Source organism: Acinetobacter sp. MYb191, from assembly GCF_037572605.1.
Taxonomy (GTDB): Bacteria; Pseudomonadota; Gammaproteobacteria; order Pseudomonadales; family Moraxellaceae; genus Acinetobacter; species Acinetobacter johnsonii.
Map to the genome: position 1 here is coordinate 129,193 of NZ_JBBGZP010000006.1, position 23,663 is coordinate 152,855.

The 23,663-nt window shown below is 43.0% G+C and carries 20 protein-coding genes and 1 riboswitch; of the genes, 16 read left to right on the forward strand and 4 right to left on the reverse strand.

Annotation, left to right across the window (positions count from 1 at the left end; all coding sequences use genetic code 11):
• Positions 1-59 precede the first annotated feature (59 nt).
• Complete coding sequence (gene lpxC, locus WH214_RS02205) at positions 60-962, forward strand: UDP-3-O-acyl-N-acetylglucosamine deacetylase (RefSeq protein ID WP_062031958.1); 903 nt, start codon at positions 60-62, stop codon at positions 960-962.
• A gap of 97 nt (positions 963-1,059) precedes the next feature.
• On the opposite strand, the gene WH214_RS02210 is transcribed toward lpxC, so the two are convergent.
• Positions 1,060-1,500 (reverse strand): hypothetical protein, encoded by a 441-nt coding sequence (locus WH214_RS02210; protein ID WP_058870506.1) that lies wholly within the window; start codon positions 1,498-1,500, stop codon positions 1,060-1,062.
• A 108-nt stretch (positions 1,501-1,608) separates the two neighbouring features.
• Between WH214_RS02210 and WH214_RS02215 the strand changes: the two genes are divergently transcribed.
• The 10 genes from WH214_RS02215 (at position 1,609) to recJ (ending at position 15,148) form a co-directional block, all read left to right on the forward strand.
• A complete protein-coding gene (locus tag WH214_RS02215; RefSeq protein ID WP_339422018.1) occupies positions 1,609-2,292 on the forward strand; it encodes a M23 family metallopeptidase in 684 nt (227 codons plus the stop codon).
• 277 nt (positions 2,293-2,569) lie between these two features.
• Complete coding sequence (gene aceE, locus WH214_RS02220; RefSeq protein ID WP_339422019.1) at positions 2,570-5,272, forward strand: pyruvate dehydrogenase (acetyl-transferring), homodimeric type; 2,703 nt, start codon at positions 2,570-2,572, stop codon at positions 5,270-5,272.
• A 2-nt stretch (positions 5,273-5,274) separates the two neighbouring features.
• Positions 5,275-7,248, forward strand: a complete 1,974-nt coding sequence (locus WH214_RS02225) for a 2-oxo acid dehydrogenase subunit E2 (RefSeq protein WP_339422020.1) — start codon at positions 5,275-5,277, stop codon at positions 7,246-7,248.
• Positions 7,249-7,387: 139 nt separating this feature from the next.
• A riboswitch (yybP-ykoY riboswitch) is annotated at positions 7,388-7,537 on the forward strand.
• A 74-nt stretch (positions 7,538-7,611) separates the two neighbouring features.
• Positions 7,612-8,187 (forward strand): TMEM165/GDT1 family protein, encoded by a 576-nt coding sequence (locus tag WH214_RS02230; RefSeq protein WP_339422021.1) that lies wholly within the window; start codon positions 7,612-7,614, stop codon positions 8,185-8,187.
• 182 nt (positions 8,188-8,369) lie between these two features.
• Positions 8,370-9,167 carry an MBL fold metallo-hydrolase gene (locus tag WH214_RS02235; RefSeq protein WP_004691719.1) on the forward strand — a complete coding sequence of 266 codons (798 nt, stop codon included), beginning with the start codon at positions 8,370-8,372 and terminating at the stop codon, positions 9,165-9,167.
• A 94-nt stretch (positions 9,168-9,261) separates the two neighbouring features.
• A complete protein-coding gene (locus WH214_RS02240) occupies positions 9,262-9,627 on the forward strand; it encodes a YkgJ family cysteine cluster protein (RefSeq protein WP_339422022.1) in 366 nt (121 codons plus the stop codon).
• Positions 9,628-9,850: 223 nt separating this feature from the next.
• Positions 9,851-11,317, forward strand: a complete 1,467-nt coding sequence (gene guaB, locus WH214_RS02245) for an IMP dehydrogenase (RefSeq protein ID WP_004691717.1) — start codon at positions 9,851-9,853, stop codon at positions 11,315-11,317.
• 122 nt (positions 11,318-11,439) lie between these two features.
• Complete coding sequence (gene glmM / locus WH214_RS02250; RefSeq protein ID WP_339422023.1) at positions 11,440-12,771, forward strand: phosphoglucosamine mutase; 1,332 nt, start codon at positions 11,440-11,442, stop codon at positions 12,769-12,771.
• Between the two features lie 13 nt (positions 12,772-12,784).
• Positions 12,785-13,441, forward strand: coding sequence for a pyridoxamine 5'-phosphate oxidase (pdxH, locus tag WH214_RS02255; RefSeq protein ID WP_339422024.1), 657 nt, complete (start codon positions 12,785-12,787; stop codon positions 13,439-13,441).
• Complete coding sequence (gene recJ / locus WH214_RS02260; protein WP_339422025.1) at positions 13,442-15,148, forward strand: single-stranded-DNA-specific exonuclease RecJ; 1,707 nt, start codon at positions 13,442-13,444, stop codon at positions 15,146-15,148. It begins immediately after the preceding gene.
• Positions 15,149-15,194: 46 nt separating this feature from the next.
• Here recJ and WH214_RS02265 read toward each other — a convergent pair whose 3' ends face one another.
• Positions 15,195-15,950: a putative porin gene (locus tag WH214_RS02265; RefSeq protein ID WP_339422026.1), complete on the reverse strand. Its 756-nt coding sequence runs from the start codon at positions 15,948-15,950 to the stop codon at positions 15,195-15,197.
• 168 nt (positions 15,951-16,118) lie between these two features.
• The gene (locus WH214_RS02270) at positions 16,119-16,901 is read right to left on the reverse strand and encodes a putative porin (RefSeq protein WP_339422027.1); all 783 of its coding nucleotides are present in this window, start codon (positions 16,899-16,901) and stop codon (positions 16,119-16,121) included.
• 482 nt (positions 16,902-17,383) lie between these two features.
• On the opposite strand from WH214_RS02270, the gene prfB reads away from it, so the two are divergent.
• The 5 genes from prfB (at position 17,384) to WH214_RS02295 (ending at position 22,328) form a co-directional block, all read left to right on the forward strand.
• Positions 17,384-18,479, forward strand: a protein-coding gene (gene prfB, locus WH214_RS02275) for a peptide chain release factor 2 (RefSeq protein ID WP_100222790.1) whose coding sequence is annotated in 2 segments (ribosomal slippage) — positions 17,384-17,455 and positions 17,457-18,479 — 1,095 coding nt in all. Because the reading frame shifts where the segments join, the coding sequence is not laid out codon by codon here.
• A gap of 140 nt (positions 18,480-18,619) precedes the next feature.
• Complete coding sequence (locus WH214_RS02280; protein ID WP_004691709.1) at positions 18,620-18,919, forward strand: ArsR/SmtB family transcription factor; 300 nt, start codon at positions 18,620-18,622, stop codon at positions 18,917-18,919.
• Positions 18,920-18,945: 26 nt separating this feature from the next.
• On the forward strand, positions 18,946-20,025 hold the full coding sequence (locus WH214_RS02285) for an alkene reductase (protein ID WP_339422028.1): 1,080 nt from the start codon (positions 18,946-18,948) through the stop codon (positions 20,023-20,025).
• Positions 20,026-20,124: 99 nt separating this feature from the next.
• Positions 20,125-21,405 carry a 3-deoxy-D-manno-octulosonic acid transferase gene (locus WH214_RS02290; RefSeq protein WP_339422029.1) on the forward strand — a complete coding sequence of 427 codons (1,281 nt, stop codon included), beginning with the start codon at positions 20,125-20,127 and terminating at the stop codon, positions 21,403-21,405.
• Between the two features lie 212 nt (positions 21,406-21,617).
• Positions 21,618-22,328, forward strand: a complete 711-nt coding sequence (locus WH214_RS02295; RefSeq protein WP_339422030.1) for a 16S rRNA (uracil(1498)-N(3))-methyltransferase — start codon at positions 21,618-21,620, stop codon at positions 22,326-22,328.
• Here WH214_RS02295 and WH214_RS02300 read toward each other — a convergent pair.
• A complete protein-coding gene (locus tag WH214_RS02300) occupies positions 22,314-23,285 on the reverse strand; it encodes a mechanosensitive ion channel family protein (protein WP_279681564.1) in 972 nt (323 codons plus the stop codon). The two genes, WH214_RS02295 and WH214_RS02300, sit on opposite strands and share 15 nt — an antisense overlap.
• Between the last annotated feature and the right edge of the window lie 378 nt (positions 23,286-23,663).

The following is a 23,663-nucleotide window of genomic DNA, read 5'->3' on the forward strand; positions in this document are numbered from 1 at the left end:
TTTTATCAATGGCTAAATATGCTAACGTATAGCGGTTTAGTGGTGAGATGATATGAAACATGTTGAAACAAAGAACTCTACAACGTGTCGTAAAAGCAAGCGGCATTGGTTTGCATAGTGGTCAAAAAGTCTTAATTAACTTTGTGCCACATCATGCGGACGGAGGAATTGTGTTTCGTCGTATCGATCTCAATCCACCAGTCGACATTCGTGCAAATGCGATGTTGATTCAAGAAGCCTTCATGTGTTCAAACTTGGTGCAAGAAGATGCCAAAGTCGGTACGATTGAACATGTTATGAGTGCAATTGCAGGTCTAGGTATTGATAACTTGATCATTGAAGTGTCTGCCTCTGAAGTCCCAATTATGGATGGCAGTGCAGGTCCGTTTATTTACTTACTGATGCAAGGTGGCCTCAAAGAATTGGATGCCCCTAAAAAATTTATAAAAATACTCAAACCTGTTGAAGCTCTCATCGACGACAAACGCGCCATTTTCCGCCCGCATGAAGGTTTTCAACTCAATTTCACCATTGACTTCGATCATCCTGCTTTTAAGAAAGAATATCAGTCTGCCACTATCGATTTTTCAACCGAAACCTTTGTTTATGAAGTCAGCGAAGCCCGTACTTTTGGTTTTATGAAAGATTTGGACTATCTCAAAGCCAATAATCTCGCTTTGGGGGCAAGTTTAGACAATGCCATTGGCGTCGATGAAACCGGTGTGGTGAATGAAGAAGGTTTACGCTTCTCAGATGAATTTGTTCGTCACAAAATATTAGATGCGGTGGGGGATCTTTACTTGCTCGGTCACCAAATTATTGCCAAATTTGATGGATATAAGTCTGGGCATGCTTTGAATAATCAATTATTGCGCAATGTCCAAAGTGATCCAAGCAGCTATGAAATTGTAACATTTAATGACGAAGATCAGTGTCCAATTCCTTATGTGAGTGTGACTTAAGTCATTGTCTTTATTATGTTATGTTATATTGTAACAAACATAAGTGTGATGAATTTATCATTTTAAAAGCGCAATTCTGGCGCGGGTCGAGACAAGGTTACTTTTTTTTGCTTGCCAAACGGCGCATTGCTTGGCTAAGCTTAGGGTCGCTCACAAAGTCAGCAGCACCTCGAATTAAGTCTTGAGTTTCTGTGCTTAACGATCTTGAAATAGATTGTATCTTTGCGGGTGTTTGAGAGGGGATTCTCAAACGAACTTGGAGTTTTTGTAGGTCTTTAAACTCATCAAGTTCCGACAGTTGTGCAATATATTGTTTTTGAAGGTAGCCAAGTTGACTAATCATCGCTTGATTTTCGCCGGTAATCGTCAAAATACCATATTGATAACAAACAACCTGCCACTGCTCTGGTTGCGGTAGGATAGGTTGAATCAGTTTTGTAAGTTTCTGCCATGCAGTCACTTGCTTTGAGAGAAACGTTAAGTTTCCTGTTTTTATGTGTTTTCTGGTTTGTTGAAAGAGATTCACTGGTTCGGACATACATATTTCCTTCATGTTAATGTCTTAATCTTATGCGCTTCTTTCGGTAGATATCAAGGACGAGATCACGCAAGAAACATTCGTAAGAACAGTTTTAAGAGGTTTTTTATGCATATGCGACGTATTTTGTTGGCTTTTTCTTTTGCGGCATCGGCTGCTTCAGTAGCCTTCGCTGATTTGGTAGAACTCAATACAAATAATGCATCTTCGGATCGAATTGAGCAATTGACACGCACTTTATCAGAAGGTGCTTATACCGAATCAAATGATATTGATATCCCTGCCGAAACGAAAATGACCGTTCAGCTCCGTGAAAAAACGGTTGAACTCAACAACGCTTCACTGGCGAAAAAATACGGTTCGGAATCCTCTGCAAAAAGTTTTTCAAATAATCCATATTCGTGGTTAGTGACACACCCGCTTCCAAGCGCACGTGTTAGCTCAAGTTACGGCGGCCGTACTATGAATGGTCGTGCTGAGCGCCACTCAGGTCTAGATCTTGCTGCGCCAAGCGGTACACCAATTTATGCGACAGGTCCAGGGATTGTGACCAAGTCTGGTTGGGGTACGGGTTATGGTCAATATGTTGAAATTAACCATGGTAATGGTTACATCACGCGCTATGCTCATGCATCACGTTTAATCGCTCGTGTTGGCGACCGTGTAGACGCGGGTGAACATATTGCCAATGTCGGTTGTACAGGTCGTTGTACTGGCCCACATTTACATTATGAAGTAGTTAAAGATGGTCAACGCAAAAACCCATCGACTTATCTAGCAATGTTGCCTTAAATCCGATTTGATCGATGATCCGAACTTACCGTTGGTCTGATGCTTGAAAAAGGAATACAGCTCTGACGAAATCTAAGTTAGCATCAAAAAGTAGCATTAAATGTATAAAAAACCGCCTAAATTGGCGGTTTTTTGTTATCTTGGGTAACGAATGGTCAATGACTATTTAGTTGCTAAATAGTATGGCTCAGCCATATTCAGCTGTAGCGATACTCTTATAGGACGAAAGTATGATACATATTAGCGTATAAGATTAGGATATCGAAATAGGTGAATTATGGCGTTTTATGGTGATACTGACGCGCAAGAAACGCAAGAGTGGCAAGATGCGTTTGACTCCGTTTTACAACACATGGGGACTGAGCGTGCAGCTTTTCTACTGGAAAAACTGTATCAACAAGCAATCGCTAAACATGTCCCTATTCAGCGATTAAATACGCCTTATTTAAATACAATTTCAGTGGCTGAAGAACCTGCAATGCCGGGCGATCAAGACATGGAGCGTCGTATCCGTGCGTTGATTCGTTGGAATGCGCTAGCGATGGTACTCCGTGCCAATAAAACGGGTGATGACTTAGGTGGTCACTTAGCAAGTTTCGCATCTTCAGCAACATTATATGATGTCGGTTTTAACCACTTTTTCCGTGCCAATAACGACAACTTTGGCGGGGACATGATTTATTATCAAGGTCACTGTGCGCCAGGTATTTATGCGCGTTCGTTCCTTGAAGGTCGTTTGACTGAAGAGCATCTAAACAATTTCCGTCGCGAAGTGGACGGTGTTGGCTTACCTTCTTATCCGCATCCATACTTAATGCCTGATTATTGGCAGTTCCCAACGGTATCGATGGGTCTTGGCCCAATCATGTCGATTTACCAAGCACATATTCAAAAATATTTGATGAATCGTGGTTTGATTAAAGAAGAAAATCGCAAAGTTTGGGCATACCTTGGCGATGGCGAGATGGATGAGCCAGAAAGCACAGGTGCAATTTCACTTGCGGGTCGTGAAAAATTAGACAATCTCATTTGGGTTGTAAACTGTAACTTACAGCGTCTAGATGGCCCAGTACGTGGTAACGGTAAAATTATTCAAGAATTAGAATCTTTATTCCGTGGTGCGGGCTGGCGTGTCATTAAAGTGGTTTGGGGCCGTCATTGGGACCCGCTACTTGCAAAAGACAAAACTGGCGCTTTAAAGTCGGTTATGGAAGAAACACTGGATGGTGAATACCAACGCTTACAAGTGAAGGGCGGTGCATATGCACGCGAAAAATTCTTTGGTAAATACCCAGAAGCAGCTGAGTTGATTAAAGACTTAAGCGATGAGGATATTGATAACCTGAACCGTGGTGGTCATGATCCGTACAAAGTTTTTGCAGCCTATGCAGAAGCATGTACAGCCAAAGGTCAACCAACTGTAATCTTAGCGAAAACTGTTAAAGGTTATGGCTTGTCTGATGAAATTGAAGCAGTAAACAAAACGCATCAAATCAAAAAGATGCAAATAGAATCTTTAAAATATGTACGTGATCGCTTCAATTTGCCATTTAACGATGAGCAATTAGAAGAAGTGCCTTTCTATCGTCCAAGCGAAAACTCGCCTGAATTGAAATATATGAAGGCACGTCGTGAGGCCTTGGGTGGTTATTTGCCTGCACGTCGTAAAGAAAGTGAACAGTTGGCTATTCCAGATATTTCTGTGTTTGATGCAGTATTAAAAGGCTCACAAGGCAAAGAACAATCAACCACCATGGTGATGGTTCGTTTAATCGCTGCATTGTTAAAAGAAAAAGCCATTAAAGACCGTGTTGTTCCTATTGTTCCAGATGAAGCACGTACTTTTGGTCTAGAAGGTATGTTCCGTCAGTTAGGTATTTATGCAGCCAATGGTCAGCATTACACGCCTGAAGACCAAGAACAGTTAATGCATTACCGTGAAGCAAAAGATGGTCATATGCTTCAAGAAGGCATTAACGAAGCAGGTGCAATGAGCGCTTGGGCAGCATTGGCAACCAGTTATTCAACCAATAACTTACCCATGATTCCAATGTACATGTACTACTCTATGTTTGGTTTTCAACGTATTGGCGACATTGCATGGGCTGCAGGTGATGCACAGGCACAAGGTTTCTTATTGGGTGCAACAGCAGGTCGTACCACGCTAAACGGTGAAGGTTTACAACACCAAGATGGTCACTCACATATTCTTGCGAACACGATTCCGAACTGTGTGTCGTATGACCCATGTTTTGGTTATGAATTAGCAGTTATTGTGCATGATGGTTTACAACGCATGTATGTGAACCAAGAGCGTATTTTCTATTACTTAACGGTAATGAACGAAAACTACGAGCATCCTGAAATGCCACAAGGTGCTGAAGAAGGCATTAAACGTGGTATGTACTTACTTCAAAAAGATGAAAAAGCCACTGTTCAGTTGATGGGTTCAGGTGTGATTCTGCGTGAAGTCATTAAAGCGGCTCAAATCTTACGTGATGAATACCAAATCCATTCAAATGTATTTAGCGTAACAAGTTTCAATGAACTTGCACGTGATGGTATGGCATGTGAAGAATATAACCGCTTGCATCCAATGAGCGAGAATGTGAAAGAGGCTTGGGTGACTGAGCAACTGCGCGGTACAGAAGGGATCGTGGTTTCTGCAACAGATCATATGCGTGCTTATAGCGAACAAATTCGTGCATATCTTCCAGACAACCGTCCATTCGTAGCATTGGGTACAGATGGTTATGGTCGTTCAGATTCACGCGCTAAATTACGTAGCTATTTTGGTGTAGATGCAGCGCACATTGTTGTTGCCACACTGAAGAAATTGGCTGATGAAGGTGAAGTGGATGCACGCTTAGTGAAAGATGCCATCTCTACATTTGAATTAGATACGGACCGTCCAGTAGCTTGGGCTCCTCAAGCAACGCCATCTGTACACGCTGTAGCTGACTACAAAGAGGAGAAATAAGTATGCAAATTACAACTCCTGATATTGGTGTAGATAAAGCCGTTGTTGCTGAAATTTTGGTCAAAGTTGGCGATATCATTGCGGTTGATGACAGTGTCGTTCTATTAGAATCAGACAAAGCCTCTGTTGAAGTGCCTAGCACTTCAGCAGGCGTTGTTAAAAGCATTTTAGTAAACTTAGGTGACTCGGTTGCTGAAGGTGCAGCGCTGATTGAGCTGGAAGCCGAGGGACAAACTGAAGCGCTAGCAGTACAAGCACAGGCTGACGTTGTACAAGCTGAAGAAAAGCCTGCACCCGCTGCTGTTGCTGAAACGGTTGCACCCGCTGCGACTACAGCATCACAAGTGATTGATGTGCAAGTACCAGATATTGGTGTGGAAAAAGCAACCGTTGGTGAAATTTTGGTGTCGGTTGGCGATCAAATTGACGTTGATCAAAGCATCCTTGTGGTTGAGTCAGACAAAGCGACTGTGGAAGTCCCGAGTACGATTTCAGGCACAGTGGAATCAATTAGCGTTCAAGTTGGTGACAGTGTTAAAGAAGGCGTAGTGATTCTGACTGTAAAAACAGCAGCTTCAGTTGCACCAGTGACTGCTGAGCCTACGCCAGTTGCAGCACCTCAAGCCACTGAAACTCAGCCTGCTGAAGCGGCGCCACAAGCTGCTGCTGCGCCTGCAGGTGCGGTTGAAATTGCAGTGCCTGACTTGGGTGTAGACAAAGCGGCTGTTGCTGAAATTTTGGTGTCAGTAGGTGATACGGTTGAAAAAGACCAAAGTATCATCGTGGTTGAATCAGACAAAGCAACGGTTGAAGTACCAAGTACAACAGCGGGTGTGATTAAAGCCATTCATGTTGCATTGGGACAAAATGTATCGGAAGGTGTGGCTTTGGTGACCATTGAAGCTGAGGGCCAAGCCCCTGCACCAGTGGCACAAGCTGTTACTCAGACACCAGCGAAACCTACAGCGGCTCAAGCTGCAACTACACCAGTGGTGGCATCTACTGTACAGGCTGCACCAGCAGTTCAAGGTGCAGATAAGCTGACCAAAGAGCAAAATGCAGCCAATGCTAAAGTCTACGCGGGTCCTGCGGTACGTAAGCTGGCGCGTGAATTAGGCGTCGTATTGTCTGAAGTAAGCGCGTCTGGCCCGCATGCGCGTGTCATGAAGGAAGACCTGAAAGCATTTGTCAAAGCGCGTTTAACTGCGCCTCAGGCTGCTCCAGCCGCTCAGGCTGCTGCTCAAGTTTCTGGCTTGCCAAAGCTTCCGGATTTCACAGCGTTTGGCGGTGTCGAAGAGAAAGTGCTGACACGTCTGCAACAAGTCTCTATTCCGCAGTTGTCTTTAAACAACTATATTCCACAAGTGACTCAGTTTGATTTGGCGGATATTACTGAACTTGAAGCTTGGCGTAATGATCTTAAAGGTAACTTTAAGAAAGATGGCATTAGCTTGACCATTATGGCTTTCATTATTAAAGCTGTTGCGCATTTGCTGAAAGAAGAGCGTGATTTTGCAGGTCATTTGGCTGATGATGGCAAGTCTGTACTCTTGCGTAGCGAAATCCATATGGGCATTGCTGTAGCAACACCAGATGGTTTAACCGTTCCTGTACTCCGTAATCCAGACCAGAAATCGATTAAAGACATTGCGGTGGAGCTCGGTGTATTGGGTCAGAAAGCACGTGATAAGAAGCTTTCGCCGAAAGACCTACAAGGTGCAAACTTCACGATTTCAAGCTTAGGTGCAATTGGTGGTACAGCATTTACACCTCTGGTGAACTGGCCGCAAGTTGCAATTTTGGGGATTTCTCCAGCGACGATGCAACCAGTATGGAATGGTCAAGGTTTTGATCCGAAACTGATGTTGCCGCTGTCACTGTCTTATGATCACCGTGTGATCAATGGGGCGGATGCAGCGCGCTTTACCAATAAGCTGACCAAGTTGTTGAAAGACATCCGTACTTTGCTGATCTGATGATCTAGCTTTTAGCCCAGCTATTCTCTTTTCTCAAAAGAGGAAAATAGCGGCTGGAAGCACTGCAAAAATACCTCAATAAAGACCCTGCTTCAGCAGGGTCTTTTGTATTTATAGATTGCCAAAAAACATATTTTCGCCTAACATGGTGTTACTTCATTGGGGAGTAGCCGCTGTTCCTAAGAACAGGTGATGATCAACATATTTGCTCTAAAACGAGCATGGTCATCATAGCAAAGAACCAAATGAGCTTCTAAAGAGCTTTCTTTTGTTGGCAAGACCTTTGATTTACCACTCTGCAGATTTTGGCTAGCAGGAGCGGTGAGTCATTGGTATTTGTTATGCTAGCCAGAGAAAGACATCATGTATGAATTCCTCCTCTCCACAGCCATCGTGGCTTTAGCTGAAATGGGCGATAAGACCCAACTGCTCGCATTGTTACTTGCTGCACGTTTCCGTAAACCTGTCCCAATTCTATTGGCTATTTTGCTGGCGACCATTATTAACCATGGCGTCTCTGCTGTTTTAGGCCAATGGATCACCACAGTTTTAAGTCCTGATGCGCTGATCTGGATTCTCTCGATTGGTTTCATTGCTATGGCAGGTTGGATGTTGATTCCTGATCAGTTGGATGATGAGTCAGGCAGCATTAAGAAATGGCAGAAACTTGGGGTATTTGGCGCAACGTTTGTGTTGTTCTTTTTGGCCGAAATTGGAGATAAAACCCAAATTGCTACCGTGGCTTTAGCTGCGCGTTTTGACAGTATTGTTTGGGTGATGTTGGGTACGACTTTAGGGATGATGTTGGCCAATGTGCCAGCGGTCTTTATTGGCGATAAGTTGGCGACCAAGTTACCAATTGCCTTAATTCATAAAATTGGTGCGGCCATTTTCTTGGTCATTGGTGTTGCAACACTTGTACAGCATTATTTCTTCTAATTCACCGTAGAAAACAGGAATCCCGACTTAAAAAATCGGGATTTTTTATTGAAAAATGATCTTTAATTTATTGATATATCAAATGATATTGGTCGTAAATGCATTGTAAGTTTGTATAAATCCATATATGTTGTAGGTATTAAAAAGTCTTTTAAGAAAAACAGCATTTTGAGGGGATGGGCATGGCATTTGACCGCACAACGTCACAGGTTTTATATGATGATGGCACACATAAGTGTATTAGCTTTACCAGCTTGGTCAAAGGCGAGGGTGTGCAGGCAAATCAGTTTTTAATTATTGACCATGAGCGTGCAGCGGTCTTAGATCCGGGTGGTGATTTAACTTATGTACCGCTGACCATGGAGTTGAATAAATATACCCGTTTGACCAATCTTGATTTTGTGATGGCCTCACACCAAGACCCTGACATTATTACCTCAATGCCGCGTTGGTTGGTCTATACCGAAGCGAAAGTGGTGGCTTCTAAACTTTGGGCACGCTTTTTACCTCACTTGAACTCTGCCTTTATGAGTGAGCGGATGAAAGGTAACTGGCTGGATCGTTTAGTGGAGCTGCCTGACCACGGTCAGGTGATTACGTTGGGGCAGTCTTCGATTATTGCTGTGCCGGCGCATTTTCTACATTCGGTGGGTAATTTTCAGTTTTATGATCCGATTGCCAAGATTCTATTTTCAGGCGATATGGGGGCATCGATGGTGGACGATGCCTCAAAACCTTTGGAAAACTTTGCTGCGCATATTCCCAAAATGAAAGGGTTTCATCAGCGCTATATGTGCAATAACAAAGTGATTCGTTTATGGGTCAATATGGTCCGCACCATGGATGTCGAAATGATTGTACCGCAGCATGGGACGCCGTTTATTGGGCAAGAGCAGATCCATCAATTTTTAGACTGGATTGAGACTTTGGAGTGCGGTACCGACTTGATGGATGAGAGTGTTTTTACCTGTCCAACTTAAGTGACAAAATAGTCGTAAATTTTGCTTGTTTGGCAACCACATTTTTTTTAATATTTTCTTCCAAAAAAAGTTTTTGAAAATGAGAATATAAAGGATGTTGTCTCAAGTTCCAACGGAAGATGCCTGTTTAAGCTGCGGGGCATGTTGTGCCTTTTTTAGAGTCTCATTTTACTGGGCTGAAGGAATTTCCATGCCTGAACATTACACAGAGCCAGTGACGGCTGTGTATTCATGTATGGCTGGAACCAATCAAGCTAGCCCACGCTGTATTGCACTGCAAGGTACCATTGGTGAGCAGGTGAGTTGTGGGATGTATGAACAGCGTAGCTCTTCATGTAAAGAAGTTCAAATCGCTGATGATCAATGCAACAAAGCGCGACGTGCGCACAATATGATTCCATTTGTGCAATTGGAAGCGAGCCTTCCAGTCAACGATGAAGGTTTTGATCAAGTGTGTTAATCGGTAAAAGCAGAGTCAAGGCTCTGCTTTTTTGAGTTTTAGAACGTCAATTGAACCCATCTCAAAACAACAAATAAAAAATAAAGGTGAAAATGAAGGTCTCAAATAAAATATAGGTTTTATCACTTTATTTTCTAAGATAAAAAAATAAATTTTCAATTGAAATGAAATTTAAGTTCATATTTGTTTATAATAGCGCACGGAAATTACCAGTGAGACTGCCATGTTGACCATCGTTCAAGACGCGTTAACTTTTGATGATGTCCTATTACTCCCTGCCTATTCTACTGTTCTCCCAAAAGATGTCTCATTAAAGACACGATTCACGCGCGGCATTAATTTAAATATCCCCCTTGTTTCAGCAGCAATGGATACGGTGACTGAATCACGTATGGCGATTGCGATGGCGCAAAACGGTGGTATTGGTATTTTGCACAAGAACATGGATATTGCTGCACAAGCTGCAGAAGTCCGTCGTGTGAAAAAATTTGAAGCAGGGATGGTGAAAGATCCAATTACTGTGACACCTGAAACTACAGTGCGCGAATTGATCTCGATTACTCAAGCCAACAACATCAGCGGTGTACCTGTTGTGAAAGATGGCAAAGTGGTCGGTATTGTCACAGGTCGTGATACACGCTTTGAAACGAACCTTGAGCAACCTGTAAGCAACATCATGACTGGTCAAGACCGCCTTGTGACTGTTCGTGAAGGTGAATCGAAAGAAAATATTCAAGCTTTACTGCAAAAGCACCGCATTGAAAAAGTTTTGGTCGTTGGTGAACACAACGAACTCAAAGGTTTAATTACAGTCACTGACTTCCGTAAAGCGGAAAGCTATCCAAGCAGCTGTAAAGATGATCTTGGTCGCTTACGTGTGGGCGCTGCTGTTGGTACAGGTGTAGAAACACCAAGCCGTGTAGAAGCTTTGGTTGAAGCGGGTGTTGATGCGATTGTCGTGGATACGGCGCATGGTCACTCTGCAGGTGTGATCGAGCGTGTACGTTGGGTGAAAGCGAATTACCCACAAGTCCAAGTGATTGGTGGTAACATTGCAACTGGTGATGCAGCATTGGCACTTCTCGATGCAGGCGCAGATGCGGTCAAAGTCGGTATCGGCCCAGGTTCAATTTGTACCACTCGTATTGTGGCGGGTATTGGTATGCCGCAGATTTCTGCGATTGATAGCGTTGCCAATGCACTGAAAGATCAAATTCCATTAATTGCAGATGGTGGTATTCGTTTCTCTGGCGACATGGCGAAAGCGATTGGCGCGGGTGCGAGTACGATTATGGTCGGTTCACTCCTTGCAGGAACTGAAGAAGCGCCAGGTGAAGTGGAATTCTTCCAAGGTCGTTACTATAAAGCGTATCGTGGTATGGGTTCATTGGGCGCGATGGCAGGAGCAACAGGTTCTGCGGATCGTTATTTCCAAGACTCTAAAGCAGGCGCTGAAAAACTTGTTCCTGAAGGGATCGAAGGTCGTGTGCCATACAAAGGTCCAATGGGAAACATTGTGCACCAAATGATGGGCGGTTTACGTTCTTCTATGGGCTATACGGGTTCATCTGTGATTGAAGATCTTCGTCAAAATGCGAAGTTTGTGAAAATCACTTCGGCAGGTATGTCGGAGTCACATGTTCACGACGTGACGATTACCAAAGAAGCACCGAACTATCGCGTTGGCTAATTCAGCTATACCAATTGTTCAAAGTAAAAGCCGTCATTTTTATGACGGCTTTTTCGTTTTGGTGTAAAGTGGTGGCAGTAAAAAAGTGATGATTTAGATCACCATTAAGAAGTGAGTAAAATATGAGTTATTTTGGTACCGATGGTATTCGCGGTAAGTTTGGCGTCCTCCCTATTACCCCTGAATTTGCACTTAAATTAGGCTTTGCAGCAGGGAAAGTTTTAAAACGCCACAGTAAAAAATCAAAACCATTGGTGGTACTCGGTAAAGACACACGTTTATCGGGTTATATTTTAGAGTCAGCATTACAAGCGGGTTTAAACGCAGCAGGGGTGTATGTACATTTACTAGGCCCATTGCCAACCCCAGCGATTGCACATTTGACCCGTGCCTTACACGCAAGTTTGGGCATTGTGATTTCAGCATCACATAATCCTTATTTTGATAATGGGATCAAGTTCTTTTCCAGTGAAGGTAAGAAACTACCAGATGCCATTCAAGAAGAAATTAATCAAGAACTTGAAAAAGATATCATCATTGATGATATTGCCAATTTAGGTAAAAGTGTCCGTGTAAAAGATGCCAATGGTCGTTATATTGAATTTTGTAAGTCCACATTTCCCTATCACTATGACTTGAATGATTTAACGATTGTGGTGGATTGTGCCAATGGTGCAGCATATAACGTGGGTCCATCAGTCTTTCGTGAGCTAGGTGCCAAAGTCATTGCCATTCATAATGAACCCAACGGTTTAAACATTAACGAAGGTTGTGGTTCAACCCATCCTGAAAGTTTGCAACAAGCTGTGGTTGAAAATGGTGCAGATTTGGGCATCGCTTTTGATGGGGATGCAGACCGTGTCATGTTAGTCGATAAAGCTGGCAAGCTGATTGATGGTGACCATATTCTATACATCTTGGCGACACAAAGTGCTAAAAAGCCTGCTGGAATAGTGGGTACCTTAATGTCAAACATGGCTTTGGAACTGGCTTTGGAAAAAGCGGGTGTAGCGTTATTACGTGCCAAAGTGGGTGATCGTTATGTCCTACAAGGTCTAGAAGAAAAAGGCTGGGTCATTGGCGGTGAGCCATCAGGACATATCCTAACCTTGGATAAAAGTACCACGGGTGATGCCATTATTGCGGCTCTACAAGTGCTTACTGTGATGGTCGAGCAGAAGAAAGCGCTGCATGAATTGGTTGCTGACTTTAAGCTTCTACCGAATGTGTTGGTGAATGTACGTTTAGAGGCGATGTTTGACCCTTATGCGGTGCCTGCTTTGGTGGCTGAATTTGATAAAGCAGAGCAGCAACTCAAAGGTCGTGGTCGTTTGTTGATTCGTAAATCAGGTACTGAGCCTGTGATTCGTGTCATGGTGGAAGGAGATGATCTCGATGAAGTCAGCACTTTAGCCCATACATTGGCTGATGCTGTACGTGCGAATGCAGCTTAATAAGGAGTGAAAAATGAGTGATTTAATTAAAGATCTCAGCGAACTTCGTTTAAGTTATCAAAAAGGCGAGCTACATGAAGATCGAGTAGAAACCCATCCACATGCCCAGTTCTTGCTTTGGTTTAATCATGCTTTAGAAGCACAACTACACGAACCTTATGCTATGTCATTGGCGACAGCGAGTGCGCAGGGTCGTCCGCATGTACGAACGGTATTGCTGCGCGGTGCAACCGAAGAAGGGTATGATTTTTATACGAATTATGACAGCCAAAAAGGCAATGATCTGGCAGAAAACCCATATGCTGAGTTATTGTTCTATTGGCAAGAGCAGGAACGTCAGATTCGCATTGGTGGTAAAGTAGTCAAAATTTCTGAAGCTGAATCAACCGACTACTATCATAAGCGTCCACGAGATAGCCAAATTGCAGCACATATCAGTACACCACAAAGTGGTGTGATTGAAAGCCGTGAAGTCTTGCAACAACGTTTTGAGCAATTGCAAAGCCAAGTTGAAAGTAAATCAGAACTGAATAAACCCCTCTTTTGGGGTGGCTACCGTCTTGAGCCTGACTATTATGAGTTTTGGCAAGGGCGTCCGAGCCGTTTACATGACCGTTTAAGTTATGAAAAACAGCAAGATGTTTGGATGCTGAAGCGTTTGATGCCATAAATGTCATCCATTCAAATTAAGCAAAGACCCTTCATGACCCGTCCTGAATTATTTCAGGACGTTCCTACCTTTATTGCAGAAATTTTAGCCCGTCGTGGGGTGGCGTCAATGCAGGAGCTGGAGTTAAAGCTCAAGCACTTACTGGCCCCTAGCCTGAAAGGCTTAAATGAAGCGATTCAGTTGATGGATGCTACAATTGATCAGCAACATAAAATTGTGATTGTGGGTGATTATGATGCGGATGGTGCAACCAGCACCGCTTTAATGATCTTAGCTTTGCGAGAAATGGGGGCGCAGGTGGAGTATCTGGTTCCAGATCGCTTTAAATATGGCTATGGTTTAACGTCTGCGATTGCGGATTTAGCATTTACCACATTTACACCTGATTTATTGATTACTGTGGATAATGGTATTTCCAGTCATGACGGCGTGAAACAAGCGCAAGATCATGGTATGCAGGTGATTATTACCGACCACCATTTGACCACCAAACCGACTCCCAGTGCCCAAGCGGTAGTGAATCCGAACCAGTTGGGGTGTAATTTTCCAAGCAAAGCCTTAGCTGGGGTCGGCGTGGCCTTTTATGTCCTAGCTAACTTATCAACCTATCGTAAAAAACTGCATAAGTCTTCGGCAGTCATGAGTCAGTATTTGGATTTGGTGGCCTTAGGCACCTATGCCGATGTTGCTAGTCTTGACTATAACAATCGTATCTTGGTTGATGTTGGCCTGAAGCGTATTCAACAACATTTATGTCGTCCGGGCATCAGCGCTTTACTGGAGATTGCAGGTCGAGAAGCTGCAACTTTAAAAGCGCAAGATTTGGGGTTTGTACTGGGACCACGTATTAATGCGGCAGGTCGTATGGAAACCATGGATATCGGTATTGAATGTCTGTTGGCACAGGACTTTGCTTCCGCTTATCCATTGGCAGAACAACTGAATCAGTTGAATGTGGAACGTCGTCAGGTTGAAGCGACGATGAAACAAGAGGCATTAATAGCCTTGGATCAAATTCAACTGGATGATACGGTCTTACCTGCGGCTTTAATTATGTTCGAGCCGCATTGGCATCAAGGGGTGATTGGCATTGTTGCGGGGCGTTTAAAAGAACAGTTTCATCGTCCGAGTATTGTTTTTGCTGCAGATGAAGATGGGGTACATATCAAAGGTTCTGCACGTTCGATTGAAGGAGTGCATATCCGCGATGCCATTGAGTGTGTTGCTGAGCAATATCCACATTTGGTCAGCCACTTTGGTGGGCATGCTGCGGCAGCGGGTTTAACCATTCAAAAAGTCCATTTTGAAGAGTTTAAGCAGGCCTTTGAAGCACTGATGGCAGCTCAGGATGAAGGTTTATTTACGGCGACTTTATGGACCGATGGTGAGTTAGCAGTACAGAATATTCAGGTTGAAACGGTCGATCTTCTACAGCAAATTAGTCCATGGGGGCAAAAGTTTCCAGCGCCTATTTTTGAAGGAAATTTTCAGATTTTAGATTTCCGCTGGCTGAAAGAAGTGCATTTAAAATTACGTGTTGCTTTAGACAATGGACAGGTTGTAGATGCCATTGCTTTTAATGCAGCAGACAAATACCAGTTTAATGAGATGAACCATCAAGTTCGTTTGGTCTATGAGCTAGATAAAAATGAATTTCGTGGCAATGTCAGCGTACAACTTCGCATTTTGCACTTAGAACAACACTAAAAAACCGCTCTATAGAGCGGTTCTATTTAATACATTTTAGTTGCAATTAGAAGCGGTAAGCACCACGCAAGCCAAATACATTACCATCATCAGCAAAGTCAATTGCACCTTCTACGCTGAGTTGTTGCGTGAAGAATTTTTTCGCGCGGATGGTAAATACATCAGCATCTTTCTCATCTGTATCAGAGAAACCAAGACCAACACTTAGAGTTTTATCTAAATATAAGTCAGCTCCAAAGCTGTAGGCATCAATATCACCAAAAGATGCACCACCTTCAAAGTTCATGTCATAAGCACCCACTTGAGTGACATATTTGGCACGTAAAGTTGGATCGACATCATCACCATAATCATTATCGTAACCAAGTAGGCCCGCCGCAATCAATAAACCAGGGACAGGTAGGTAGCCTACTTCAGCAGAATAAATCGTGGTATCTAGATCTTCAACACCATCCGCTTCATGTTTAGTTTGCCCAATATTACCGTTCAGGTAAAAATCAGAGTTTGGAATAAAATACTCAAGTCCAACATTAAATGTAGTGACTTCGTATAAGTCATAATCAATATATGAAACTTCGCCATTGAGGTTACTTGAGCGGTTTAAGAACGCAGCTTCATTAAGTGGACTGTTTTTGACCTGAACAGGGTTGAAGTAGTACGTGCCATCTAGGGCAAAACCTGTTGAAGTATCCCCATGATCAGGATCAACGACAGCAATGGTGCCACCAATTTCAGCTTGGTAAGCATGAGCAGTCCCGAAGCTTGCGATTAGTGCTGTAGTTAGCGCAATTTTTTTAAGCATTTTAGAGGTTCTCTCTTTGTTATAAAAATATGACTGTTCTATGACAGTTGTAACGAAGTGTACAAAAAAGTAGCAGGGAGTCAATATTTATTTATAACAATGCTTTATCAGAGTGCAAAAAGCCCATTCGAAAATGGGCTTTGAGTATTCAAGGTTTTCTAATTGGTTTTAGAAGCGATATTTAGCTGCTAAACCGAATTTATTGTAGTCATTGTTACCAACTTCACCAAAACCAACACGGCCTTCAAGGCTGACTTGTGGGGTAAAGAATTTACGTGCATTGATACCAAATTCGTTAGTATCACCATAGTCACGGTCTTTACTGTAGTAGTCTACACCTAGGCTTAAGGTTTTATCGATGAAGTAATCTGCTGCAAGATTATATTCGTCTAAATCACCAAAACCTGCGCCTGCTTCTAAGTTAATATCTTTACCATTGCTTAGAGAAGTGACATATTTAGCACGAAGAGTAGGATCTACGCCGTCGTCATAATCGTTGTCATAGCCTTTTAGACCCGCAGCAATTAATAAACCTGGTGCTGGTAAATAACCGACTTCAGCGCCATAAACGGTCTCATCAAAATCGCCACCGCGGTCAAATTTAATATCATCACGACCAACATTACCACTCACATAGAAATCTGAGTTAGGAATGTAAACTTCAGCACCTACGCCATAACGATGACGCTCATCATTACCAACTTCGTCATACTGATATTTTGCATTAACGTTACTTGCACGGTCTAAGAATGCTGCTTCTGCAAGTGGCGCGTTACGTGTCTGAACTGGGTTGAAATAGTATGTGCCATCTACGCCAAAAGAGCCGCTTGAACTACCGTTGTCTGGATCAATTAGGCCAGCTGAAGCACCCACCTCTGCTTGGTATGCATGTGCAGTACCTGTGATCGCTAGAGCTGAAAGTAATGCTGAAGCAATTGCTAATTTTTTCATGGTATGTACCCCTCGTAAGTGGACCCGTATTTCATTAATTTTTTGTTACAACTTCAGTCTAGGGCAAAATAAAAAAGCGTCAACCAAAGGAAAGTTAATGCTCTGTATCTAAGGTTACATCGTGTAATTTCTAAAATTTAAATGATTGATAATAAATTATAAATTTATAATGTTTTGTTTTATTAAAATTGTGTAGATTCTGTGGATTTTATAATTTTTGACGCTATTTTAACCAATTTTAACTCAAAATGTTTAGTCCGTTTGTCTGTTGAGAACACTTCTCAGGTGTGTATTTTGTGGGATGGTTCGCATTTATATGCAGCTTGATTCCGGATCAAGCGAATGCTTTTTTGGAGATTAAACGGTTTTAATGTTTAGAAGAAGGGTGTGATTTTGTAGAATTTGAGATGAATAATCCCAGCCGTCGACTGTGATATAATCAGCGGCTATTTTTCGCTTTATATTGATTGAGAGTAATTCACGTGGAAATTAATCCGTATCTAAACCAATTAAAAGACTTAAACGACCGTGGTCTCACATTACGGGGGTATCTTTGACTACGATCTGAAAAAAGAGCGTTTAGAAGAGGTTCTCCGTGAATTAGAAGACCCAGCGATTTGGAATGATCAAAGCCGTGCACAAGCCATGGCCAAAGAAAAAGGCGAACTTGAAAACGTCTTAAATGTGTTAGATGGTTTGGCAACGCAGCTTGAAGATGCGCAAGCGATGCTTGATTTGGCAGTCGAGGCAGATGATGAAAGTCTGTTGGCTGATGTCCAAGCTGAATTGACTTCTGCAGAAGAAGAGTTAGCGAAGCTTGAATTCCGCCGTATGTTCAGCAACCCAATGGACCCAAATCCATGTTATGTGGAAATTCAAGCTGGTTCAGGTGGGACAGAAGCACAAGACTGGGCTTCAATGCTACTGCGTATGTATATGCGTTGGATTGAACGTCATGGTTTTAAAGCTGAATTGATGGAAGAGTCAGACGGCGATGTGGCTGGGATTAAGTCTGCAACGATTCGTGTTGAAGGTGAATATGCCTATGGTTGGTTACGTACCGAATCGGGTGTGCATCGTTTAGTGCGTAAATCGCCATTTGACTCGGGTAACCGCCGTCATACCTCATTCTCTGCTGTGTTTGTCTCGCCTGAAGTCGATGACAACATTGAAATTGATATCAACCCATCTGACGTGCGTACCGATACCTATCGTGCTTCGGGTGCAGGTGGTCAGCACATTAACAAAACAGACTCTGCTGTACGTTTAACCCACGCGCCAACAGGCATTGTGGTGGCATGTCAGAACCAACGTTCACAACATGCCAACCGTGACCATGCTTGGAAACAGTTACGTGCGAAGTTGTATGAGTTGGAAATGAGCAAGCGTAACGAAGCGGCTCAAGCACTTGAAGACTCAAAGTCGGATATTGGTTGGGGCAGTCAGATTCGTTCTTATGTATTGGATGACTCACGGATTAAAGACTTACGTACAGGTGTTGAAAACTCCAACACAGGTGCAGTACTAGATGGTGACCTTGATAAGTTTATTGAAGCAAGCTTAAAACAAGGTTTGTAATTTAAATGATGAATAAAAGCAAAGTGTTATCAGTTATTTTGCAATATATCTAAAATAATCGATATTAAAATCGAAAAAATGCGATATATTAGGTGAAACAAGCTGACAACGCTTTGCTGCCCATTAAACGTGTCTTGAGTATGGATATAGATTTAATTTTTAAAGCCTTGGCTAATCCAACGCGTCGCCAAATTTTGGAATGGTTAAAAAAACCGGAACAATTTTTATCGAGTGACGAATGTGGTGACTTTAGACGCGGCGTATGTGCAGGTCATATCGAACGGTTGGGAAATGTATCGCAATCGACGATGTCGAACCATTTGTCTGTGTTACAGCAGGCTGGTTTAATTCAAGTGGAAAAATATGGACAATGGTCTTATTTTTCGCGCAATGAAGCGTTGATTCAGCAATATATCGAACATTTGCAACGTTCACTTTAATTGAAAAAGTGGCGATCGAGGCGACTATGGCTGAACTGAATACTCCTTTAACTTTAGGTGATCTACACTTAAAAAACCGTGTCATTATGGCTCCTTTAACACGAAGTCGTGCAACGGCAGACCGTGTGCCAACAGCCATGATGGCGGAGTATTATGCACAGCGTGCAAGTGCAGGGTTGATCATTTCTGAAGCGACCGTGATTTCTGAAGAAGCCAATGGTTACTTGAATACACCGGGGCTATTTAATAAAGCTCAAGTTGAAGGCTGGAAACAGGTGACTCAAGCTGTACATGACCACGCAGGCTTAATTGTGGCGCAGTTATGGCATGTGGGTCGTGTATCGCACCCTGATTTATTGGATGGTGAAACCCCAGTTTCGGCAAGTCGTGTGCAACAAAAAGGCTATGTTAGCTTATTGCGTCCGAAACGTGAATATGTGGTGCCTCGTGCATTAGAGATTGCTGAAATTCAAGCCATTATTGAGCAATACAAACAAGCAGCAATTCATGCCAAAGCGGCAGGTTTTGATGGGGTGGAGCTGCATGCAGCCAATGGTTATCTGATTGACCAATTCCTGCAAAGTTCAACCAACCTACGTGAAGACCAATATGGTGGCAGCGTAGAAAATCGTGCGCGTTTGTTACTTGAAGTAGTGGATGTGTTGATTGAAGTCTGGGGTGCAGGTCGTGTTGGGGTGCATCTAGCTCCACGTGGTGATGAGCATGACATGGGCGATGATGATCCACGTGAAACCTTTGGTTATGCGTTAGAACAACTGGGCCAGCGTCAGATTGCATTTTTCTTTACCCGTGAATATTTAGCAGACGACAGTATCAGTACTTACCTGAAACAACGTTCAGGTGGTGTACCATTGATTGCTAATATGCGTTTAAGTCGTGAAGATGCGATTGATCTGTTGGCATCGGGTCAGGCGGATGCAGTGTCTTGGGGTAAGGATTATATTGCCAATCCAGATCTGTATGAGCGTCTACTACAAGATGCGCCATTGAATGAATTGAAACTGGAAAATATGATTGGAACAGATGTCGCGGCAGGCTATGTGGACTATCCGACTTTAGCTGAAATGGAAACTGCTGCGGTTTAAATTGCTTTTCCGTTAAATTCGCGACAAGATAACAGCGCAATTCATGGGATAATATGAGTTGCGCTGTTTTATTTTTGCATTGATTTTTGGAGCACGTATTTGGCTACTCCTTTTTGGTATAACGCAGCACTTGCGCTGATCAAACCGCTGTATAAGTCTAAAATAAAAAAACGTGCAGAGAGTACAGAACAATTTCAACAAGAATGTCTCGAACGTTTCGGGCCGTTTCAACCAGTTAAAAATCACCAAGCGATTTGGTTCCATGTAGTATCGGTGGGTGAAACCAATGCAGCGCAGCCTCTCATCGAGCATTATTTAAAAGCAGGTCATCCAGTCTTGGTGACCAATACCACTAAAACTGGGCAGGCGCGGGCCAAATCGCTATTTTTAAAAGCACCTTATTTAGAGCTGTTCCAAGCTGTATATTTACCTGCAGATCAAAAGCCTTTAGTTCGTCAGTTTTTTGCATTGTATCAGCCCAAACTCTTGGCTTTGGTTGAAACGGAACTATGGCCAAATTTAATTGCCCAAGCAGGGCAGAGCCAGGTGCCATGTATCTTGATTAATGCGCGCCTCTCTGAAAAATCAGCCAAAGGCTATGCCAAAGTATCTAGCCTGACGCAGCCGATGTTACATGGGCTAGATCAGCTCTTGGCACAAGATCGGGAAACTGCAGAGCGCTTTATTCAGCTCGGTGCAGCGCCATCGGTGACACAGGTGGTGGGGAGTATTAAGTTTGATATTCATGCGCCAGAATCGGCTGTCAAACAAGCAGCTCAGCTCAAGCAAGAATGGTCACTGGCTGGGCGTAAGATCATCACTATTGCCAGTACCCATGCACCCGAAGAACAAAAACTGTTAAGTGCGCTTAAGCCGTATTTGGATGCACAGCCTGAACTATTGTGTATTGTTGTACCGCGTCATCCAGAGCGTTTTGATGAGGTCTTTAACATCACGCAAAGTTTAAATTTAAATACCACTCGCAGAAGTACGGGACAAAGCATAGAGGCGGAAAACCAAGTCTATTTAGCCGATTCGATGGGGGAGATGTGGTTATGGTATGCCTTATCGAATGCCTGTTTTGTCGGGGGATCACTAAATGAACCTGGTGGCGGACATAATATTTTAGAGCCAATTGCGTTACATGTGCCGACGGTTTTGGGCAAAAACTATTTTAATTTCCAAACCATTGTCGATGAATTTGTACAAGCCGATGCAGTGAAAGTTGTTGAGGATGCTGAACAAGCTGCTGCGGTGTTGATGATACTGTTAGATGATGCCGAACAGGCGAATACACTGAATCAAGCGGCACAAAAGATTATGCAACTTAATAGTGGTTCTCTAGCCAAGCATATTCAAGTGATTGATGCTTATTTATAAAACTTGAGTGAGTTTGTCATTACTACAAATACTGTAGATTTTATGGATGGTTTTGCGTAGGTGGCTCCTACTTTTCAAAGATGAAAAGCAACAAAAATCTTTTGCTGTTCTGAGGTACATCCTGTACCTCAGAACAGCGGGCGACATCCTTGTTGCCTTTCACGATGACATGTGCTATTAGGCCTCCACTGTTTGGATTTTTTCTATTTATTATGAATATCGTTCTCTTAGATCCGCGCCAAACTGAATCTGAACTCTGGTCCATTAGTGCCAAGCGTCAGCTTGAACATTTGCATCGTCATTTAGAGCTGAAAGCCGGTGATACTTTAAAAGTCGGGATACAAAACGGAAAGCGTCATCTTACGCAAGTGATGGAAGTCTCTGAAACAGCTGTACGTATAAAACCCTTATATGAAGAACCTGTACCAGCCAAACTACCAGTGACTTTAATTGTCGCGATGCCACGCCCTAAAGTCCTGCGTCGTTTGATTATGGATGCGGTGACTTTAGGGGTTGAAAAAATCATTTTGCTGCACAGCTATCGGGTCGATAAAAGTTATTGGCAAACCCCGTTCTTACAACAGTTGGACCAGTATGTGACTTTGGGGCTAGAGCAGGCAGGTGATACGGTTGCCCCGAAAATTGAAATCTATAAACGCTTTAAGCCTTTTGTTGAAGATCAATTGCCAAGCCTGATTTCAGCCGACTGTCCTGCCTATGTGGCACATCCCTATAGCGATGCAAAAATGCCTTTTGCGATTCAGCATCCCTGTACGGTTGTGATCGGGCCGGAAGGAGGATTTATCCCTTACGAAGTTGAATTACTTGTAAAAAACGGCTGCCAAGCGGTGAGCTTAGGCAACCGTATTATTCGGACTGAAACCGTGATCCCTTATGTTTTAGGGCGTTTATTTAGCAGCTGAAGTCTCTGTCGGGTAACTGTCATTTTTTGCGACACGAACTTCTTGGACTGGGTAAGGAATAGAAATTCCTTGCTCAGCAAAGGCTTGAACCACATATTCTTGTACTGAACTGATCGAGCCAGATACCGTAGTTTCTGTGGTGTTGACCCACCATTGGACTTTGAGGTTCACCGAAAAATCTGCAAGTGCAGCGACGTTCACACTAAAACCCGGCTGACTTAAAATAGTCGTATCTCGGTCTAAAATACCTAAAATAATATCTTTGGCTTTTTTGATGTCGTCTTCATAACCAATACCGACCAAGAACTCGCAGCGACGACGTGGATAGGCGGTGTTGACAGTGACCGCACTGGTATACACAGTCGCATTGGGGATTACGATACGGCGACCATCTGGCGCACGTAAGTAAGTGGCACGAATTTGAATATCTTCAACGTTGCCTTCCATACCCGAGACAATGATGTCATCGCCAATCTTAAATGGTTCACCCAGTAAAATCAGGATTCCTGAAAGTAGGTTTTGGAAGATATCTTTAAATGCAAAACCAATGGCAACCGAGCCAATCCCCAAAGCACTCATCAGCTGACCAGGTGTGAAACCCGGAATCGCAATCACCATGGCAATCAGGAAGCCAATAAAGACGATGGCCGAACTGCCGACACGGTTCAGGACAAGGACAAGGTTTTGCTTGGTATAAGAACGATCAGACAGTGCTTTACGAACAAAAAGTTTAAACAGTTTGGAGAGCAAATAAAAAATGACGAAGGTAATCAGCGCAATACAAAAATAAGGCATACGCTCCCAAAAACTATCGACAAATTTGTCGATGGTGGAATAGGCGTCATTATATTTTGCCGTATGTGCAATTACACTTTGCGTGGTTTTCGCTGTCGCGTCATGTAGCATCTCTGACGTACCTTGAGCAACCTCGCTCAAGGTATTGGTTTGTTCTGACACTGGTGCTCCAATCGCTGAAAATTTGGCATATTTTGCCTGAAAATTGTGTGTATTTAATAGAGAAAAGCGTATGAAATTATCGCATTCTGGGTGATTGATAGACGGATAAAAATCTATCTCTCTGTTTTTTAAATGCTTGAGTTTTGGAATAAAGGTGCTGAGTCATGCTCCTATGTATGAAATAGCGCAGCCTGAAGTGTAACAATATGCTTTAAAAAGCCTAACTGGAGCGACTTTACTGAGTTCAGCTTTGTTCATGTTACGGATTAAACACAGGATCTCATTGAAAGATCACTATAAAATGTGTTTTAAATTGTAGAAATAATATACGACCAAAGCCGTGTTGATCTGTTTAAAAAACAATCGTCATACTGTGGT

What these genes read in the sequence shown, in the direction of transcription:
- lpxC (WP_062031958.1), top strand. Translation starts at nt 60, where the DNA reads ATGTTGAAACAAAGAACTCTACAACGTGTCGTAAAAGCAAGCGGCATT.
- WH214_RS02210 (WP_058870506.1), bottom strand. Translation starts at nt 1,500, where the DNA reads ATGTCCGAACCAGTGAATCTCTTTCAACAAACCAGAAAACACATAAAA.
- WH214_RS02215 (WP_339422018.1), top strand. Translation starts at nt 1,609, where the DNA reads ATGCATATGCGACGTATTTTGTTGGCTTTTTCTTTTGCGGCATCGGCT.
- aceE (WP_339422019.1), top strand. Translation starts at nt 2,570, where the DNA reads ATGGCGTTTTATGGTGATACTGACGCGCAAGAAACGCAAGAGTGGCAA.
- WH214_RS02225 (WP_339422020.1), top strand. Translation starts at nt 5,275, where the DNA reads ATGCAAATTACAACTCCTGATATTGGTGTAGATAAAGCCGTTGTTGCT.
- WH214_RS02230 (WP_339422021.1), top strand. Translation starts at nt 7,612, where the DNA reads ATGTATGAATTCCTCCTCTCCACAGCCATCGTGGCTTTAGCTGAAATG.
- WH214_RS02235 (WP_004691719.1), top strand. Translation starts at nt 8,370, where the DNA reads ATGGCATTTGACCGCACAACGTCACAGGTTTTATATGATGATGGCACA.
- WH214_RS02240 (WP_339422022.1), top strand. Translation starts at nt 9,262, where the DNA reads ATGTTGTCTCAAGTTCCAACGGAAGATGCCTGTTTAAGCTGCGGGGCA.
- guaB (WP_004691717.1), top strand. Translation starts at nt 9,851, where the DNA reads ATGTTGACCATCGTTCAAGACGCGTTAACTTTTGATGATGTCCTATTA.
- glmM (WP_339422023.1), top strand. Translation starts at nt 11,440, where the DNA reads ATGAGTTATTTTGGTACCGATGGTATTCGCGGTAAGTTTGGCGTCCTC.
- pdxH (WP_339422024.1), top strand. Translation starts at nt 12,785, where the DNA reads ATGAGTGATTTAATTAAAGATCTCAGCGAACTTCGTTTAAGTTATCAA.
- recJ (WP_339422025.1), top strand. Translation starts at nt 13,442, where the DNA reads ATGTCATCCATTCAAATTAAGCAAAGACCCTTCATGACCCGTCCTGAA.
- WH214_RS02265 (WP_339422026.1), bottom strand. Translation starts at nt 15,950, where the DNA reads ATGCTTAAAAAAATTGCGCTAACTACAGCACTAATCGCAAGCTTCGGG.
- WH214_RS02270 (WP_339422027.1), bottom strand. Translation starts at nt 16,901, where the DNA reads ATGAAAAAATTAGCAATTGCTTCAGCATTACTTTCAGCTCTAGCGATC.
- WH214_RS02280 (WP_004691709.1), top strand. Translation starts at nt 18,620, where the DNA reads ATGGATATAGATTTAATTTTTAAAGCCTTGGCTAATCCAACGCGTCGC.
- WH214_RS02285 (WP_339422028.1), top strand. Translation starts at nt 18,946, where the DNA reads ATGGCTGAACTGAATACTCCTTTAACTTTAGGTGATCTACACTTAAAA.
- WH214_RS02295 (WP_339422030.1), top strand. Translation starts at nt 21,618, where the DNA reads ATGAATATCGTTCTCTTAGATCCGCGCCAAACTGAATCTGAACTCTGG.